At 68.6% G+C, this 16,159-nt stretch carries 18 protein-coding genes; 6 read left to right on the plus strand and 12 right to left on the minus strand.

Translation table 11 applies throughout. From position 1 onward, the window contains the following. Nucleotides 1-109: 109 nt before the first annotated feature. Nucleotides 110-625 carry a transcriptional regulator BldD gene (bldD, locus tag ACQPYH_RS26110; protein ID WP_130449595.1) on the plus strand — a complete coding sequence of 172 codons (516 nt, stop codon included), beginning with the start codon at nucleotides 110-112 and terminating at the stop codon, nucleotides 623-625. A gap of 261 nt (nucleotides 626-886) precedes the next feature. Here bldD and nusB read toward each other — a convergent pair whose 3' ends face one another. Both nusB and efp read right to left on the minus strand, forming a co-directional pair. After that, nucleotides 887-1,297 carry a transcription antitermination factor NusB gene (nusB, locus tag ACQPYH_RS26115; protein WP_432876336.1) on the minus strand — a complete coding sequence of 137 codons (411 nt, stop codon included), beginning with the start codon at nucleotides 1,295-1,297 and terminating at the stop codon, nucleotides 887-889. A gap of 36 nt (nucleotides 1,298-1,333) precedes the next feature. After that, on the minus strand, nucleotides 1,334-1,867 hold the full coding sequence (gene efp / locus ACQPYH_RS26120; RefSeq protein ID WP_238174252.1) for an elongation factor P: 534 nt from the start codon (nucleotides 1,865-1,867) through the stop codon (nucleotides 1,334-1,336). 159 nt (nucleotides 1,868-2,026) lie between these two features. On the opposite strand from efp, the gene ACQPYH_RS26125 reads away from it, so the two are divergent. Further along, the gene (locus tag ACQPYH_RS26125) at nucleotides 2,027-2,800 is read left to right on the plus strand and encodes a hypothetical protein (protein ID WP_432876338.1); all 774 of its coding nucleotides are present in this window, start codon (nucleotides 2,027-2,029) and stop codon (nucleotides 2,798-2,800) included. On the opposite strand, the gene ACQPYH_RS26130 is transcribed toward ACQPYH_RS26125, so the two are convergent. Further along, nucleotides 2,797-3,294: a MarR family winged helix-turn-helix transcriptional regulator gene (locus tag ACQPYH_RS26130; RefSeq protein ID WP_432876340.1), complete on the minus strand. Its 498-nt coding sequence runs from the start codon at nucleotides 3,292-3,294 to the stop codon at nucleotides 2,797-2,799. The genes ACQPYH_RS26125 and ACQPYH_RS26130 overlap by 4 nt on opposite strands. 73 nt (nucleotides 3,295-3,367) lie before the next feature. On the opposite strand from ACQPYH_RS26130, the gene ACQPYH_RS26135 reads away from it, so the two are divergent. Continuing rightward, entirely contained in the window at nucleotides 3,368-4,273 is a 906-nt protein-coding gene (locus ACQPYH_RS26135; protein WP_432876342.1) for an EamA family transporter, read from the plus strand. A gap of 1 nt (nucleotide 4,274) precedes the next feature. Continuing rightward, nucleotides 4,275-4,877: an NAD(P)-dependent oxidoreductase gene (locus ACQPYH_RS26140; protein ID WP_432876344.1), complete on the plus strand. Its 603-nt coding sequence runs from the start codon at nucleotides 4,275-4,277 to the stop codon at nucleotides 4,875-4,877. A 38-nt stretch (nucleotides 4,878-4,915) separates the two neighbouring features. Here ACQPYH_RS26140 and ACQPYH_RS26145 read toward each other — a convergent pair whose 3' ends face one another. The 3 genes from ACQPYH_RS26145 to ACQPYH_RS26155 form a co-directional block, all read right to left on the minus strand. Beyond that, on the minus strand, nucleotides 4,916-5,641 hold the full coding sequence (locus ACQPYH_RS26145) for a helix-turn-helix domain-containing protein (protein ID WP_432876346.1): 726 nt from the start codon (nucleotides 5,639-5,641) through the stop codon (nucleotides 4,916-4,918). Nucleotides 5,642-5,921: 280 nt separating this feature from the next. Further along, on the minus strand, nucleotides 5,922-6,368 hold the full coding sequence (aroQ, locus tag ACQPYH_RS26150; RefSeq protein ID WP_432876348.1) for a type II 3-dehydroquinate dehydratase: 447 nt from the start codon (nucleotides 6,366-6,368) through the stop codon (nucleotides 5,922-5,924). 5 nt (nucleotides 6,369-6,373) lie between these two features. Next, nucleotides 6,374-6,961, minus strand: a complete 588-nt coding sequence (locus ACQPYH_RS26155) for a TetR/AcrR family transcriptional regulator (protein WP_432876350.1) — start codon at nucleotides 6,959-6,961, stop codon at nucleotides 6,374-6,376. 60 nt (nucleotides 6,962-7,021) lie between these two features. Here ACQPYH_RS26155 and ACQPYH_RS26160 point away from each other — a divergent pair, with 60 nt between their 5' ends. Beyond that, complete coding sequence (locus ACQPYH_RS26160) at nucleotides 7,022-9,145, plus strand: HelD family protein (protein WP_432876352.1); 2,124 nt, start codon at nucleotides 7,022-7,024, stop codon at nucleotides 9,143-9,145. On the opposite strand, the gene ACQPYH_RS26165 is transcribed toward ACQPYH_RS26160, so the two are convergent. From ACQPYH_RS26165 to ACQPYH_RS26185, 5 genes are all read right to left on the minus strand, one after another. Next, nucleotides 9,040-10,122 carry a Gfo/Idh/MocA family protein gene (locus tag ACQPYH_RS26165; RefSeq protein ID WP_432876353.1) on the minus strand — a complete coding sequence of 361 codons (1,083 nt, stop codon included), beginning with the start codon at nucleotides 10,120-10,122 and terminating at the stop codon, nucleotides 9,040-9,042. The two genes, ACQPYH_RS26160 and ACQPYH_RS26165, sit on opposite strands and share 106 nt — an antisense overlap. Nucleotides 10,123-10,244: 122 nt before the next feature. Next, nucleotides 10,245-11,345, minus strand: coding sequence for a 3-dehydroquinate synthase (gene aroB / locus ACQPYH_RS26170; protein WP_432876355.1), 1,101 nt, complete (start codon nucleotides 11,343-11,345; stop codon nucleotides 10,245-10,247). Next, complete coding sequence (locus tag ACQPYH_RS26175; protein ID WP_432876357.1) at nucleotides 11,342-11,842, minus strand: shikimate kinase; 501 nt, start codon at nucleotides 11,840-11,842, stop codon at nucleotides 11,342-11,344. The genes aroB and ACQPYH_RS26175 overlap by 4 nt, the downstream gene beginning before the upstream one ends. Then, nucleotides 11,839-13,038, minus strand: coding sequence for a chorismate synthase (aroC, locus tag ACQPYH_RS26180; protein WP_432876359.1), 1,200 nt, complete (start codon nucleotides 13,036-13,038; stop codon nucleotides 11,839-11,841). Before aroC ends, ACQPYH_RS26175 begins: the two co-directional genes overlap by 4 nt. Before the next feature lie 60 nt (nucleotides 13,039-13,098). Next, nucleotides 13,099-13,299: a hypothetical protein gene (locus ACQPYH_RS26185; protein WP_432876361.1), complete on the minus strand. Its 201-nt coding sequence runs from the start codon at nucleotides 13,297-13,299 to the stop codon at nucleotides 13,099-13,101. A 123-nt stretch (nucleotides 13,300-13,422) separates the two neighbouring features. Here ACQPYH_RS26185 and ACQPYH_RS26190 point away from each other — a divergent pair, with 123 nt between their 5' ends. Further along, nucleotides 13,423-14,538, plus strand: coding sequence for an ADP-ribosylglycohydrolase family protein (locus ACQPYH_RS26190; protein ID WP_432876363.1), 1,116 nt, complete (start codon nucleotides 13,423-13,425; stop codon nucleotides 14,536-14,538). Here the strand turns inward: ACQPYH_RS26190 and ACQPYH_RS26195 are convergent, their stop codons facing one another. Further along, nucleotides 14,539-16,119 carry an FAD-binding protein gene (locus ACQPYH_RS26195; RefSeq protein WP_432876365.1) on the minus strand — a complete coding sequence of 527 codons (1,581 nt, stop codon included), beginning with the start codon at nucleotides 16,117-16,119 and terminating at the stop codon, nucleotides 14,539-14,541. Nucleotides 16,120-16,159 lie beyond the last annotated feature (40 nt).

The raw sequence follows: 16,159 nt of genomic DNA on the forward strand, positions 1-16,159 counted from the left end.
TGGCCTCGCACCCAGAATATTGTTACTCTGTGTAATCGAGGGGGGTTTCACCTTTCGGGCCGTACCCTGCGGGCCGGACAAGACGAAACTAGTCGGAGGGAAGACCAGCGTGCCTAGCGAATACGCGAAGACACTGGGTGGCAAGCTACGCGCCATCCGCCAGCAGCAAGGCCTGTCGCTGCATGGTGTGGAAGAGAAGTCCAAGGGTCGCTGGAAGGCGGTCGTCGTCGGCTCTTACGAGCGCGGCGATCGAGCCGTCACGGTCCAGAAGCTCGCGGAGCTCGCCGATTTCTACGGCGTGCCGATCCGTGAACTGCTCCCTGGTTCCGCCAGCGCGGCCGCAGCTGCTGCTGCTCCGCCCCGGTTGATCCTCGACCTGGAGGCCCTGCAACACCTCGACGCGAGCGAGGCGGGTCCGCTGACGCGGTACGCCGCCACGATCCAGGCTCAGCGTGGGGACTACAACGGAAAGGTGCTGTCGATCCGGCAGGACGACATGCGGACGCTCGCCGTGATCTACGACGAGTCGCCGACGACGCTGACCGAGCGTTTCATCTCCTGGGGCGTGCTGAACCCGGAGGCGAAGGGCGAGGTCGAGGAATCGTCCGAGGCAGCCGGCGCCTGACGCGTTAGCGTCAATCGAAGGCATTAGACGGTCGGGGCTTGTAGCAGCTGGCCCGCGGCCGCCCGCCTTCTCCATCTGACCCGACAGAGCAGGACAACAGCAGTAGGAGCGGCAGGTAACACCTCACCCGCCGCGCACGGGGACGCATCGGCGGCCCGGGACCGTACCGAGACGGTCACCGGGCCAGAGACACAGAGGAACTCGGAGAGGGCTCGCCCCCCTCGTTCCTCGAACCGCCCGAAACTCAGCCGCCCGAATTTCTCAGACGCCCAGTGTGGGCTTCAGCTGCAGCAGTCTCGCCAGCAGCCCGTTCACGAAGACCGGCGACTCGTCCGTCGACAGATCGCGCGCCAGCGCGACCGCTTCGCTCACCGCGACCACGTCCGGGACCTGGTCGTCGAACAGCAGCTCGTACGCGCCGATCCGGAGGATGTTCCGGTCGACGGCCGGCATCCGGTCCAGCGTCCAGCCCACGGAGTGGGTCTCGAGCAGGTCGTCGATCTGCTCGCTGTGCTTCGCGACACCTTCGACCAGCGCCACGGTGAACTCGTTCACCGGCGGGTCGTTGTCGGCCACCCGGTCGGCCAGGGTGCCGCCGACCGGCAGCCCCCTGACCTCGGACTCGAACAGCACGTCTAGTGCGCGCTTGCGGGCCTTGCTACGGGCAGACATGTTCTGTTGTCAGCTCTCTCAGGGTCGGTCAGGGCCTCAGGAGGTGACGCGGCCGAGGTAGTCCCCGGTGCGGGTGTCTACCTTGACCTTCTCACCGGTGGTCAGGAACAGCGGGACCTGGATGTCGTACCCGGTCTCGAGCTTGGCCGGCTTGGTGCCGCCGCTGGAGCGGTCGCCCTGCAGACCCGGCTCGGTGTACTCGACGGTCAGCTCGACCGACGCCGGGAGCTCGACGTACAGCGGGAGGTCGTCGTGCACGGCAACGATCGCGTCCTGGTTCTCGAGCAGGAAGTGGACGGCCTCGCCGACCACCTCGGGCTGGAGCTGGAGCTGCTCGTACGTCGACTTGTCCATGAACACGTACGCCGTGCCGTCGTTGTACAGGTAGGTCATGTCACGCTTGTCGACCGTGGCCACGTCGACCTTCACGTCGGCGTTGAAGGTCTTGTCCACCACCTTGCCGGACAGCACGTTCTTCAGCTTGGTCCGGACGATGGCGCCGCCCTTGCCCGGCTTGTGATGCTGGAACCACACGACGGACCAGAGCTGGCCGTCCAGGTCGAGCACCATGCCGTTCTTGAGGTCGTTCGTCGATGCCACGCGGGTATGCCCTTCGAATTCGATCAGCGGTAACACGAGATTGTAGCGGTCGCTTCCGGATTCCTCCGACTCCGCGCACCCGGGGGGCTCTACGCTGAGAGCCGGACCGTCCACGGGAGGAGGCCTGCGATGACCGGATTCATCATCTTCATCGTGGTGATGATCGTCGTGAGCCTGATCAACAAGGCCAAGCAGCAGTCCAACCGGAACAGCGGGAAGGTGAGCCCGCGGGTCCAGGCGCTGGTCGAGAAGATCCAGGCCCAGCAGGGCGGCAACCAGCCCGCCCAGTTCCAGGGCCAGTACACGCAGCCCGCGCGGCAGGGCGGTCCGCCGCCCAACCAGCCTCCGGCGTACCCGGCCCAGACCGGCAACCCGCCGGGCAGCCAGCAGGTGGCGGCGGCGCTGTCACAGCTGCTGCAGAGCGGCCGTCAGCCCACCCGTCCGGGCGAGTGGACTCCCCCGGGCCAGCCCGCCAACCCCACGCCGTACCAGCCGCCGGCGCACCGCCCGCAGCAAAGCCAACTGCCTGTCTCTAACCAGGACCTGGACACCCAGGTGCGGACGCTGATGAACGCGAACAACGAGGTCGGCGCGATCCGTCTGCTGGGTGAGAAGCGCGGGCTAGGCATCCTCGAGGCACAGAAGTACGCCCGCTCGCTCGTCGCTCCCAAGACAGCTCCCCGCTCCACCGACGCCGACGAATCCGACGGACCGGACGAGGACAACGGCCGGTACGTCGGCTCCGCCGCGTTCGCGGAGTCGATCTTCAACCTCGACGACCGCGAAGAGAACGTCTGGGCCAGCGGCTGGGTCGACAAGCCCGAGCCAGAAGACCGTTCCGACATCGAAGAACTCTGGCAAACCGTCCGCAACGCACCGCGGCCCGGGACGACTCCGAGCTAATCCCGCTTGTCCCCAAGGGATTCCAGCAAGGTGCGGAGTAGGCCGGCCAGGTGATCGCGTTCTGCGGTGGACAGGCCGGAGAGCAGTTGGGCCTCGGTGTCGACGTGGGTCGGCAGGACCTTGTCGATCAGCTTGAGGCCCTTGGCTGTCAGCGTGACCTGTACACCGCGGCCGTCGGTCTCGCTGGGCGCGCGCGTCACCAGACCGCGAGTCTCCAGTCGATCCAGCCGCTGACTGATCGCCCCTGACGTCACCATCGACGAATGCATCAGCCCGGCCGGCGTCAGGCTGTGCTCCACGTTGCTGCGCCGCAGTGTCGCCAGTACGTCGAAGGACGCCCGGTCCAGCTCGTACTTCGCGAAGTTCCGCCGCAGCTCGGCGTCGAACAGCGCACTGAGCCGGCTCAACCGGCCGATGACCCCCATCGGCGACGGATCGATATCCGGCCGCCGCGCCCGCCACTGCTCGAGCACCACGTCGACGTGATCTGCCATCCGCCCAGCCTACTGCCGAATTGCTTAGCGCTGAGGGATTGCAAGTAGCTTAGCGCTGAGATACTTTATCTTAGTGCTAAGCAATCGAGTTTCCCTTCTTCTGGTTACGGCGATCACGCCGCTGCTCTGGGGTACGACCTACCTGGTCACGACCGAGTTCCTCCCACCTCATCGCCCGCTGCTGGCCGCGCTGCTCCGCTCGCTGCCGGCCGGCCTCCTGCTGATCGCGATCACCCGCGTCCTCCCCCGCGGCAGCTGGTGGTGGCGCTCGCTGGTCCTCGGCACGCTCAACATCGGTGCCTTCAACGCACTGCTCTTCATCGGCGCGTACCGACTGCCTGGCGGCGTGGCCGCGACAGTCGGTGCGATCCAGCCACTACTCGTCGCAGTACTGTCGGCCGGTCTGCTGCGGCAGCGGCTGTCTCTGCGCACTGTCCTCACAGCCATCGCCGGCGTGTTCGGCGTCGGCCTGCTGGTACTGCGGGCAACTGCACAGCTCGACATGCTGGGTGTACTCGCCGCTGTCGGCGGTGCGATCGTGATGGCGTTCGGCGTCGTACTCAGCAAGCGCTGGACGTCACCCGCTCCCCTGCTGGCGACCACAGGCTGGCAACTGGTCGCCGGTGGACTGGTACTGCTGCCAGTGGCCCTCCTGGTCGAGGGCGCACTACCTGACTTCACCCTGCGGAACCTCGCGGGCTACTCCTACCTGGCACTGTTCGGATCCGCCGTCGCGTATGCGCTGTGGTTCCGCGGACTCCGTGAGCTCGCTCCGACCGAGGTGACGTTCCTGGGGCTGCTCAGCCCGGTCATGGCGACGACACTCGGCTGGCTGGTGCTGGACCAGCAGCTGTCGGTCTGGCAGGCCGTTGGCGGTCTGATCGTCCTCGGTGCGCTCGTGACCGCCCAGGTACGCCGGAAGGTGCGGCCAACGCCCGCCGCCGAAGCTCCTGTCCTCGTCGCAGCCGGCGAGCGGTGACATGCGAATCCTCGTCTGGGGTGCGGCCGGCGCCGTTGGCAGTCGGGTCGCGCGAGAAGCAGTTGCCCGCGGCCACCAAGTCACCAGCGTCGGCCGCTCCGGACCGGTCCGCGGTGACGCGGCTGACCCGGACGACGTCGCTCGACTGAGCGCCGGGCACGACGTGGTGATCAGTGCGACCCGGCCGCGTCCAGGAAGCGAAGGTGAGCTCGTCGCTGCAGCCAAGGGGTTGCTGATCGGCCTGCGCGGCAGCGGCGTACGGCTGATTCTCGTCGGCGGTGCAGCCAGTCTGATCGTGCCGGGGGCAGAAGTGCAGTTGGTCGACTCGCCCGGCTTCCCGGTTGAGCTTCGCCCGATCGCCCTGGCCTGCAACGAGCAGTACGACGTCGTGCGGGCAGCCGGCGACCTGGACTGGACGTACGTGAGCCCTCCCGCGCTACTCGAGCCCGGCGAGCGGACCGGTCGCTATCGGAAGGGCTACGACCACCTGGTGACCGATGCGCACGGCAACTCGACCATCTCGATGGAGGACTTCGCGATCGCGCTCGTCGACGAGGCCGAGCGAGCCGAACACGTCCGGCAGCGCTTCACCGTCGGGTACTGAACAGCCGGCCCCCGCTACTCAGCGGGGGCCGGCTGTTTTCAGATGAGGCCTTCGCGCAGTGCGTAGGCGACGGCGTGTGAGCGGTTCTTCAGCTGGAGCCGACTGGTCACGTCGTGCAGGACGTTCTTCACCGTCCGCTCCGAGTAGGACAGCTCACGAGCGATCTCCTGCGTGTCCTTGCCGTCGGCCACCAGCCGCAGTACCTGCGTCTCGCGGTCGGACAGACCGGTGTGGGACAGCCCCCGTGGTGCCAGCACATGCCGCTGCATCCGTGACACCTGTCCCAGCAACCGGCCAAGCAGATCTGGCGGCAGGCTGCCGTCCCCGGCAGCGGCAGCCTGCACCAGATGCACGATCCGGTCAGCGGTCGCCTCAGTACGACGCAGTACGCCGGACACCCCCAGCTCGACCGCAGTCATCAGCGCGTCGTCGTCGATCGCGCCGCCGATCAGCACAGTCCGGCGGCAACCGCGCTGGGTTGCCGCTCGCAGTACCTGGACGGCCCCGGCGTCCAGCGAGTCGACGGCGATCAACGCAACCACTGGCGGGGTGGTGCGCTGGTCGCCTGACTGCGTGGACCCGGGCAGGCCTGACAGCCCGGACTGCCCCGGCAGCCCCGGCAGCAGGGTGGTCAGGTCGGTGTCGTTGATCAGGCTGATCTCCGGCCGCTGCCGGAGCGTGTGCACCAGCCCGAACTGCGACAGCGGGTCCAGTGCCTTGACCCAGACCGGAATGCTGTGTTGCCCGTTGATCGGCGTCGTCATACCTGTCACTCCCCCAGAGCGTTGTTGAACGGAACGGATCGAATCCGTAGTCACACGAACCCCCAAGTCGTCGATTTCCTCCCGATCGTGCGTCCGGCCGGCCGGCCTTTCGGACCGGTGACAGCTGGTGTCACGACCCAACGCCTAGGGTGACGTACCGGCGTTTCACCGGCATCTCACCCGGGCTCTTGGCCGTCGGCTGGTGAACTGTGCCCGCTCGGCGGGTTGAAATCTGCCCACAACTACCTGATGCCCGAAAGGGCAGTTTGGTTATGAGTGGTTATGAATCCAGGCCGGTGAGTGCGCGGAGCGCGAGCCGGTACGAGTCCAGGCCGAAGCCGGCGATGGTCCCGGTCGCCACACCGGCGACGACGCTGGTGTGCCGGAACTCCTCGCGGGCGGCGGGGTTGGTGAGGTGGATCTCGATCAGCGGAGCCGTCCGCTGCGCGATCGCGTCGCGCAGGGCGTACGAGTAGTGCGTGAACGCGGCCGGGTTGAGGACGACGGGAGTCCGGTCGTCGGCCGCCTCGTGCAGCCAGCCGACCAGCTCGGCCTCGTCGTCGGTCTGCCGCACCTCGACCTCGAAGCCGAGCTCGGCGCCGGTCTTCTCGCACACCCCGACCAGCTCGGCGAACGTCGTCGTACCGTACTTCTCCGGCTCGCGGGACCCCAGGCGTCCGAGGTTCGGTCCGTTCAGCACCAGCACTCGCCTGCTCGCATCCGTCACAGCAGTCACCCTATCGGCAGGCCGTCGTAGGCCGTTTCCGCTTCGGTCACCGCGTCCAGGTAGCGGTCGGCGGCGCGCTGGCCGGCGGTGATGACCTCCCAGTTGCGGCGGGACAGGACTCGCTGGACGGCGACCGCCTGGGCCGCCAGGAGGTCGCCCGTGAGATCGCCTCCGAGGGCTTCGGCGAGAGCGCGCTCGTCGTCGTCCATGAACTGGTGGAGCCGCGTCGCGAGAGCGGGCGTGGTGAAGACGAGCTTGTAGTAGGCGAGGACCTGCGGGTGGTCGTTCAGCCCGGTGACCGGATCGCGGGCAGTGAGCCCGGCGAGGAAGTGCTCGCGGAGCGCCTGGACCGGTGGGACCTCCGCGGCCGCGACGACCCGGGCGGACTCGTGCCGGTGGTCGGCGATCCGGTGCAGGACGAGGTCCTGCTTGGTCGGGAAGTACTTGAACAGGGTCGGCTTGGAGACGTTCGCCGCTTCGGCGATGTCGGTCACCGACACCTCGTCGAAGCCACGCTTCAGGAACAGCGCGATGGCCGCCTCGGACAGGGCGTCGTACGTCTGCTGCTTCTTGCGCTCGCGAAGTCCGGTCACGGTCAACATGTTAACCTAGGCAAAAGATTGACCGAGTTAATCTTTTGCCTGGAGGGGTGGATGCGGGATCTGGCTTCGGAGCGCGAGTACGCCGAGCGGTGCTGGGAGGCCTTGCGGCGGATGGTGGCCGGCGCGCGGGAGAACGTGGCGGTCGGCGAGCACACCTGGGGCGACCGGTACACGGCCGAGCGGCTGGGGTTCTACCTCAAGACGCTCGCGCGGGACATGGGCGAGGAGGGCGACAACCCGCCGTTCTTCGGCGTGATCGCCTACGAGACTGGCGGCTCGGTCGCCGGCGAGCACCGCGGCCACGGCGGGCCCGGCTCGGTCGCCGGCGAGCACCGGGGGCAGGCGTACTACCTCGGGCGGCGGCATGTCTCGGACGCGATCGGCCGGCCGCCGATGGTGATCGACTGGCGTGCGCCGGTGTCGGCCGCGTTCTACCAGGCGTCCGCGGTCGAGCCGCGTGGGATCGAGACCCGCCGCCGGTTCGGCTGGTCCGGTCAGACGCTGACGAGCTTCGAGGACGAGCGCCTGTTGACCGGCCCGCCGTCCGGCGGAAGTGACTTGGTACGCCGTGAGATCGAGCGCGCCCGGGTCGGCCCGATGCGGGACATCGTCGCGACGATCCAGCCGGAGCAGGACACGCTGGTACGGACCGACCTCGACGTCTCGGTCTGCGTACAAGGCGCACCCGGGACCGGCAAGACAGCGGTCGGCCTGCATAGAGCGGCGTACCTCCTCTACGCGCATCGGTCCCGGCTCACGCGGAACGGCGTACTCGTGCTCGGTCCGAACCGGGCGTTCCTGCACTACATCTCCGCCGTACTCCCGACGCTGGGCGAGGTCGACGTCGAGCAGACCACGATCGAGCAACTGCTGGACCGCGAGGTCCGCGCGACGGACACGCACGCTGCCGCGACGGCAAAGCACGACGTGCGGATGGCCGAGGTACTGCGGAAGGCGGTGTACGCGCGGATCGGTCGCCCGTCGCAGGCGGTCGTGGTGAGCGACGAGTCGTACAAGTGGCGCGTCAACCAGCACGAGTTCGCGGAGATGGTGGTGGAGGCCGAGGCGGATGCGACGACGTACCTGACCGGTCGTGAGCGGGTGATCGCGCGGATCGTCGCGGCATTGCAACGACAGGCGGAGGCTCGCGGGCGGAACTGCAACGGCGTCTGGCTGCGCCGGATGGCTCGGGCCGTGACGCCGGACGTCGAGGCGGTGTGGCCACAGCTGAAGGCGGACGAGGTGCTCGCCGAGGTGCTGAGCGATCCCTCAAGTGCTGCGGACGGGATCCTGAACGCGGCCGAGCTCGACGCCATCAGGTGGCCGAGGCCGCGGAAGGCGAAGAGCGCGAGGTGGACGGCGGCGGACGCAGTACTGCTCGACGAGGTGAGTGCGTTGCTCGAGCGCGTGCCGACGTACGGCCATGTGATTGTGGATGAGGCGCAGGACCTCTCCCCCATGCAGTGCCGGGCGATCGCGCGGCGCAGCGAGCACAGTTCGCTGACCGTGCTCGGCGACCTGGCTCAAGGTACGACGGCCTGGGCCGCGACCGACTGGCCGACGCAGCTCGGCCATCTCGGAAAGCCGACGGCGGAGATTGTTGCCCTGAGCACCGGTTATCGCGTGCCCGCCGCCGTCGTCGAGCTGGCGAACCGTCTACTGGCGTCCCTCGACGTCGACGTCCCGCCAACCACATCCTTCCGCTCCGACGGCGAGCTGACCATCACCCGCGTCGACGACCTTCCGGCGGCGTGTGTTCAGAGCGTGCAGCAGGCGCTCACCCGGGAAGGCTCAGTCGGCGTGATCGCCGCCGACCACGAACTACCGGCACTGGCCGATGCATTGAAGACGGCCGGCATCGAGATCGTCGCAGCGGACGGCGACGGCCGAGTGGCGGTCGTACCGGCGAGCTTGGCCAAGGGCCTCGAGTACGACCACGTGATCGCCGTCGAGCCCGCCGACATCGTCACCGACGAGCCCCGCGGCCTGAACCGGCTCTACGTGATCCTTACGAGAGCTGTCTCCCGCCTCGACGTGCTCCACAACCTGCCGCTGCCATCGGAGCTGAGCTATGCACTCCACGGGGCGCCGGGGCCGCCCATGCGTTGGGCGTACGGCGTACCAGGGGCCAGTTCGCCGCGGCGGATCGGCTTGTCGGTGAAGGCTGACGCGTAGATGGCTGCGGCGAGTTCGAGCGTGTTGCGTGCCTCGGCGAGGGTGACCGGGGTTGGCGTGCCCGCCGCCTTGGCGTCCAGGATCGCGGCCAGCTGGGCAGTGTGGCCGCTCGGTACGTCGGGGAGGTCGGCGGACCAGGCGTCTGCGATCTCCTCGTGGCCAGGCGCCGGCGTAACGGTCCAGTCGGGGTTCTTGTAGCCGTATAAGTGTTCCAGCTCGACGGTCGCGTTGGCGCAATCGAAGCGGAGCTGCGACGTCTGACGCGCGGAAACGAGCGAGTTGACGACCGAGGCGACGGCGCCGTTCTCGAAAGTCACCAGCGCCAGCGAGACATCCTCGGTCTGCGTCGGGCGAGCCTGCCGGGCCGCGAGCGCGGTCACCTTCTCCCACGGGCCGAGGATCGACAGCAGCAGGTCGTACTGATGGATGCCGTGCCCCATGGTCGGCCCGCCGCCCTCGACGTCGAACGTGCCGCGCCACGGCACATCGAAGTACGCGTCGTCGCGGTACCAGACGGTGTTGCACAGGGCAACCAACGGTCGGCCGAGTACGCCGTCCTCAAGGAGCTGCCGCAGCCGGACGGCACCGGATCCGAACCGATGCTGGAAGACGCATGCGACCTGCGCCGAGGACTTGTCCTCCGCCGCCACCAGCTTGTCGAACTCGTCCAGCGAGAGGGTCGGCGGCTTCTCCATGTACACGTCGATGTCCGCTGCCAGGCATTCCACGGCGAGCGGGACGTGCGAGTTCGGCGGAGTACAAAGATGGACGAGGTCGACACGGTCCGCCGCGAGCAGGTCGGTCAGGCTTGGGTACGTCGCCGGGATGTTCCATTTGTCGGCGAATTCCTTGGCCCGACCCAGGTCGACGTCGACCGCCGCGACCAGCTCGGCCCGCTCCGCGAGCGCGGTGACCGCCCGGGCGTGCGAGGCGGCGATCCCGCCTGTACCGACGATCGCGATCCGCTGCTTACTCATATGGAAAGCCCTTTCCGAGGGGCTTCCATCCTCCCACAACGCGCCGGGGTCGACACAGGATCCGGTGGGTCGGCACAGGCAATAACCTGTGCCGACCCCCGACAACTTGTGTAAGGGTCGGGCTAGCTGATCTCGCCGTACGCCGCGATCAGCAGGCTGGGGTCGGGCGCCTCGAGGATGGTGGGTCTGGCCAGCGCGTCGAGGATGACGAAGCGGAGGCGGTCGGCCCGGGTCTTCTTGTCGAGCTTCATCGCGTCCTGCAGGTGCGGCCAGGCGTCGGCGCGGTACGTGACCGGGAGGCCGAGAGATTCCAGTACGGCGCGGTGCCGGTCGGCGGTCGCATCGTCGAGGCGGCCGGCGGCGCGGGCCAGCTCGGCGACGAACACCATGCCGATGCTGATCGCGGCACCGTGACGCCACTTGTACCGCTCGACGCGCTCGATCGCGTGGCCGAGCGTGTGCCCGTAGTTCAGCGCCTCGCGACCGATCTGGCCGCCGACGGTCGTGGTCCGCTCGCGCAGATCCGCGCCGACCGTGTCGGCCTTCACCTGGATCGAGCGGGCGATCAGCTCCTCGGTCGCGCCGTACGACGGACTCGTCGCGGCGGCCGGGTCCTTCTCGACGAGGTCGAGGATCACGGGGTCGGCGATGAACCCGCACTTCACGACCTCGGCGAGACCGCTGACGTAGTCGTTCTGCGGCAGGCTCTCGAGGGCGGCCAGGTCGCACAGCACGCCGGCCGGCTCCCAGAAGGCACCGACCAGGTTCTTGCCTTCGGCGGTGTTGATGCCGGTCTTGCCGCCGACGGCAGCATCGACCATGCCGAGCAGAGTGGTCGGGATGTGCACGACCTTCACGCCGCGCAGCCAGGTCGCGGCGACGAAGCCGGCGAGGTCGGTCGTCGTACCGCCGCCGACGCTGACGATCGCGTCCGAGCGGGTGAAGCCGGCCTGGCCGAGCACGGACCAGCAGTACGCCAGCACCTCGGCGGTCTTGGCCTCCTCCGCGTCCGGGATCTCGATCGCGTGCGCGGTGAACCCGGAGGCGGTGAGGTCGTCGCGGATCGCGTCGCCGGTCTCGCAGAGCGCCCGCGGGTGCACGACAGCAACCCGCTGCACGCCCTCCCCCAGCAGCCCCGGCAACTCGGCCAGCAGATTGTTGCCGATGACAACGTCGTACGGCGCCGCCGCGGCGACGCGAATCCGCGTCGGGGCGTCGGTCATGCGAGGTGCTCCAGGATTTCGTCGGCGATCTCGTCGGGGGTCTTGTTGTCCGTGGTCACGGTCAGCTTGGCGACCTCGGCGTACAAGGGCCGACGGGCTTCCATCAGGTTGCGGAGTTGGGTGCGGACGTTGCCGAGCAGCAGCGGCCGGGCAACGCTCAGGCCGACGCGCTTGGATGCCTCACCGAGGCTGACGTCGAGGAAGACGACCGTGTGGCCGGCCAGGTCGGCGCGGGTCGCCGGGTCCAGGATCGCGCCGCCGCCGAGCGACAGCACCTCGCCGTCGCCCTTCAGCGCCTCGACGATCGCGGCCCGCTCCAGCTTGCGGAAGTGCGGTTCGCCCTCGTCGACGAAGATCTCGGAGATCGGCTTGCCCGCGCCGGCCTCGATATCGGTGTCGGTGTCGCGGTGCGTGGCCTTCAACCGCTCGGCCAGCAGCGCCGCGATCGTGGACTTACCCGATCCCGGCGGCCCGACCAGGACGACGACCGGGCTCACTCCCACTCCCGCGGGGTGATCGTGGTCGGCAGGTTCGCCAGGTACGACTGGTGGTTCCGCGCGGTCTCCGCGACCGAGTCGCCGCCGAACTTCTCCAGCGAGACCTCGGCCAGCACCAGCGCGACCATCGCTTCGGCGACGATGCCGGCAGCCGGTACGGCGCAGACATCCGACCGCTGGTGGTGCGCGGACGCAGCCTCGCCGGTCGACGTGTCGATCGTCCGCAATGCCCGCGGCACGGTCGCGATCGGCTTCATCGCGGCGCGGACCCGGAGCGTCTCGCCGGTGCTCATCCCGCCTTCGGTGCCACCCGAGCGCCCACTCGTCCGCCGGATCGCACCATCGGAGGCGACGATCTCGTCGTGCGCCTTCGAACCCGGCGTCCGCGCGAGCTCGAACCCGTCACCGAGCTCGACGCCCTTGATCGCCTGGATGCCCATCAGCGCACCGGCCAGCTTGGAATCGAGCCGCCGGTCCCAGTGCACGTAGCTGCCGAGGCCCGGCGGAAGTCCGTCGACGACGACCTCGACCACGCCGCCGAGCGTGTCTCCGGCCTTCTGCGCGGCGTCGATCTCCGCGACCATCTGCTTGCTCGCGTCCGGGTCGAGGCAGCGCACCGGATCAGCGTCCAGCTTCGCGACATCGCCGTACGCCGGGATCACGCCGTACGGCGCCTTGACCGTGCCGAGCTCGACGACGTGGCTGACGATCGTCACGCCGTACGACTGCCGGAGGAACCGGGCCGCGACCTCGCCCAGGGCGACCCGGGCGGCGGTCTCGCGGGCGCTGGCACGCTCGAGCACTGGGCGGGCCTCGTCGAACCCGTACTTCTGCATGCCGGCCAGGTCGGCGTGACCGGGCCGCGGGCGGGTCAGCGGCGCGTTCCGCGCGAGGCCGGCGAGCGTCTCCGCGTCGACCGGATCCGCGCTCATCACCTGCTCCCACTTCGGCCACTCGGTGTTGCCGACCTGGATGGCGCACGGGCTCCCGAGGGTTAGCCCGTGCCGGAAACCACCGAGGAACGTCACCTCGTCCCGCTCGAACTTCATCCGGGCACCCCGGCCGTAGCCGAGCCGCCGACGGGCCAGGGCATCGGCCACATCATCAGTGGTGACCTCAACCCCCGCGGGAAGACCTTCAAGTACGGCGACGAGCGCTTGTCCGTGCGACTCGCCGGCGGTAAGCCAGCGCAGCATGCCCGGATTCTTTCACGCCTGACTCGATCCCCGGACGGCGGTCTCAGAGTCAGCACCAGGTCAGCGGCAGGTTTGGGTGTCTTGGGTCAGGCCGTCGCGGACGGAGAGGACTACGTCGAGGGTTTTGATGATCGGGGACTCGTTGCAGGTGGTGGAGGCGTTGGCTGCTTGACCGCCGGCGATCGCGGCGCCGGTGAGGGCGGTGGTGGCGAGCGCCGCCACGGCCAGGCGCCCGGCGGTACGACGGAATGCGGGGGTCATCGCCTGCTCCCTTGAACGGTCGATTCCTTATACCAACGACCGTAGAAGTTGGAAGCGCCGGGTGAACTGGGCCTGGAACCCGTCTTGGGGTAGCGCTGACACCACCCCGGATAGGGTCCTGGCATGAGTCGGCAGGCTGAGGAGACGTGGCGGGCGCGGGTGCGTGGGTGCTTGCTGGGCGGCGCGATCGGGGACGCGCTGGGCGGACCGGTGGAGTTCGAGGACGGGCGGTCGATCGTCGCGAAGCACCCGGACGGCGTACGGACGTTCCTTCCGGGAGGCGACGGCTGGCCTGCCGGAACGATCACCGACGACACCCAGATGACGCTGTTCACGGTCGAGGGGCTGATCCGGGCCGGCGTACGGACGGATCGCGGGATCGGGTTCACGGTCGGGGTCGTGCACCACGCGTACGACCGGTGGCTGGACACGCAGAACCTGCCCGGACCGATCGGCGAGCAGGACGGGTGGCTGGCCAGCGAGCAGTGGCTGTATGCGCGTCGCGCGCCCGGCAACACCTGCCTCAACGCGCTGACCGAGGCCCGCAAGGGCGAGCCCCAGATCCCGCAGTACGGCGGCGAGGCGGTGAACGACTCGAAGGGATGCGGCGGGGTGATGCGGGTCGCGCCGTTCGGGCTGCTGCCGGAGTACTTCCCGACAGACTGGATCTTCGACTCGGCCGCGACGGCCGCCGGGTACACGCACGGTCACCCGACCGGCAAGCTCGCGTCCGGCGCGCTCGCCGCGATCATCCACGAGCTCTGCAACGGTGCCAACCTGGACGACGCGCTCTCCCGCGCAACCGAGCTCCTCAAACAGCACGACGGCCACGAGGAGACGAGTACTGCGCTCACATTCGCGCGACACCTGGCTGCGACAGCTCCCGCGGGACCCGTCACGGTCGAGCGACTCGGCGGCGGGTGGATCGCCGAGGAGGCGCTCGCCATCGCGGTCTTCGCAGCACTCGCCTACCCGGAGCCTGACCAGTTCCTCGACGCGCTCACGCTCGCCGTCACCCACTCCGGCGACAGCGATTCCACCGGCGCGATCTGCGGCAACATCCTGGGCGCCCTCCACGGCGAGACGGCTCTCCCCGCAGAGCTCGTCTTCACCGTCGAGGGCCGCCCGGTCATCCTCCAACTCGCCGACGACTTCGCCCTGGAGTTCGCCCAGGGCAAGCGTCTGCACGGCGACTACGGTCCACACACCACCTGGACCACGCGCTACCCGGGCTGGTGACTAGGCAGGCTCGATCGAGAGCTTGTGGTGGAACACGTTGCGCGGGTCCCACTTCGACTTGATCTGCTGCAGCCGCGGGTAGTTGCCCAGGTAGTACAGGTCGTGCCACGGCACACCGGATTTGTTGTACGCCGGATCGGCCAGGTCGGTGTCCGGGTAGTTGATGTACGAGCCGGCGTTGGTCGCGTTCGGCACCGGTGCGCCGCCCGTCTCGCGGTAGATGTCGCCGTACACCTTGCGCGCCCAGGCGAGGTGCATCGCGTCGTCGGCGGCGGACTCCCAGGACGCAGTGAGCACCATCTTGCAGACCACGTCCCGCTGCGCGGCCGCGGTGGCGTTCGAAGGGACCGTGTTCACCTTGCCGCCGTACGGGACGAGCAGAATCGACGACTCCGGCCCGTTGTAGTCCTGGTCGGTGAGCCCGTTGTACATCGCGACGATCTGCGCGTCGGTGTAACCCTTCTTCAGGTACGCCGCCTTGTACTTGCCGCGGCTCGGCGTCGCCGTCTCGCCGATCGAGCGCTCCATCGTCAGGTGCAGGAACGGGCCGACACCCATGTCGATCGTCTGCGGCTTGGCCTGCACGCCGGTCGTGATCGCGGCGTTGAACGCGTTCATGAGCTGTTCCGAATTCGGCGCGGCGGCGTCGAGCTGGGTCGAGAGCAGGAACTGTCCGGCCTTCTTCTGGGTGATCACGAACGGCGCGTAGAGCGTCGCGTACGGCGAGTCCGGCGTGTTGTGCTGCTCGAAGAACGTGAACCAGTTCCGCATCGTGCGGACGAAGTCGGCCTGGGTGGTCTTCGACCAGTCGTACACCAGCACCGTCGAGCGGAGCGCGGCCGGTGCCTTGGGCAACGATTGCTCCGGCGTCCGGCCGGTCGAGCCGCTGCTGCGGAGCAGGTACCGGACCACGACGCCGAAGTTCCCGCCGCCGCCACCGGTGTGCGCCCACCACAGGTCGCGGTGCTCGTTCTCACGGGTCGCGACCACGGTGCGGGCCCGGCCGCGGGCGTCGACGACCACGACCTCCATGCCGTACAGGTGGTCGACGACCGAGCCGTACTTGCGCGAGAGCGGACCGTACCCGCCACCGGCGAAGTGGCCGCCGACACCGACGCCGAGACAGCCGCCGGCCGGCACGGTCAGGCCCCAGCCGAAGAACAGCTCCTTGTAGAGGTTCTCGAGGATCGCGCCGGAGCCGACCGAGAAGGCCCGGTACTGCGGATCCCAGGCGATGTCGTTGTTCGTCGACATGTCCAGCACGACCTCGATGTCGCTGCTGTCCACGAAATCCTCGAAGCAGTGCCCACCACCGCGGACCGCGATCCGCTTGCCGCTGCGGACCGCCTCCTGTACGGCGTCGACCGCGTCCTGCGGCGACCGGATCACCCGGATGTAGTCGGGTGTGCCGACGAAGCGCCGGTTCTGCCCGCGGGTGACGAGATCCAGATAGCGAGCGTCACCCGGACCGATCTTGGCACCGATAGGCGCCGACGGGGCGGCAGACGCAGTACCTGGAACGGCGAGAGCCGCACCCGCGACTGCAGTCCCGGCCAGAAGACCACGACGACTGACTGGCATTGAGATTCCCTCCCGAGTTCGAATGCTTCGACCCTAGGAA

The organism is Kribbella sp. CA-245084, from assembly GCF_050942355.1.
In the GTDB taxonomy this organism is placed as follows: domain Bacteria; phylum Actinomycetota; class Actinomycetes; order Propionibacteriales; family Kribbellaceae; genus Kribbella.

Bases quoted from the DNA above. Each gene is read 5' to 3' on its own strand.
- nusB (WP_432876336.1), bottom strand. From the start codon at position 1,297: ATGTCTGCCCGTAGCAAGGCCCGCAAGCGCGCACTAGACGTGCTGTTC.
- efp (WP_238174252.1), bottom strand. From the start codon at position 1,867: ATGGTGCTCGACCTGGACGGCCAGCTCTGGTCCGTCGTGTGGTTCCAG.
- ACQPYH_RS26125 (WP_432876338.1), top strand. From the start codon at position 2,027: ATGACCGGATTCATCATCTTCATCGTGGTGATGATCGTCGTGAGCCTG.
- ACQPYH_RS26130 (WP_432876340.1), bottom strand. From the start codon at position 3,294: ATGGCAGATCACGTCGACGTGGTGCTCGAGCAGTGGCGGGCGCGGCGG.
- ACQPYH_RS26140 (WP_432876344.1), top strand. From the start codon at position 4,275: ATGCGAATCCTCGTCTGGGGTGCGGCCGGCGCCGTTGGCAGTCGGGTC.
- ACQPYH_RS26145 (WP_432876346.1), bottom strand. From the start codon at position 5,641: ATGACGACGCCGATCAACGGGCAACACAGCATTCCGGTCTGGGTCAAG.
- ACQPYH_RS26160 (WP_432876352.1), top strand. From the start codon at position 7,022: ATGCGGGATCTGGCTTCGGAGCGCGAGTACGCCGAGCGGTGCTGGGAG.
- ACQPYH_RS26165 (WP_432876353.1), bottom strand. From the start codon at position 10,122: ATGAGTAAGCAGCGGATCGCGATCGTCGGTACAGGCGGGATCGCCGCC.
- aroB (WP_432876355.1), bottom strand. From the start codon at position 11,345: ATGACCGACGCCCCGACGCGGATTCGCGTCGCCGCGGCGGCGCCGTAC.
- aroC (WP_432876359.1), bottom strand. From the start codon at position 13,038: ATGCTGCGCTGGCTTACCGCCGGCGAGTCGCACGGACAAGCGCTCGTC.
- ACQPYH_RS26185 (WP_432876361.1), bottom strand. From the start codon at position 13,299: ATGACCCCCGCATTCCGTCGTACCGCCGGGCGCCTGGCCGTGGCGGCG.
- ACQPYH_RS26190 (WP_432876363.1), top strand. From the start codon at position 13,423: ATGAGTCGGCAGGCTGAGGAGACGTGGCGGGCGCGGGTGCGTGGGTGC.
- ACQPYH_RS26195 (WP_432876365.1), bottom strand. From the start codon at position 16,119: ATGCCAGTCAGTCGTCGTGGTCTTCTGGCCGGGACTGCAGTCGCGGGT.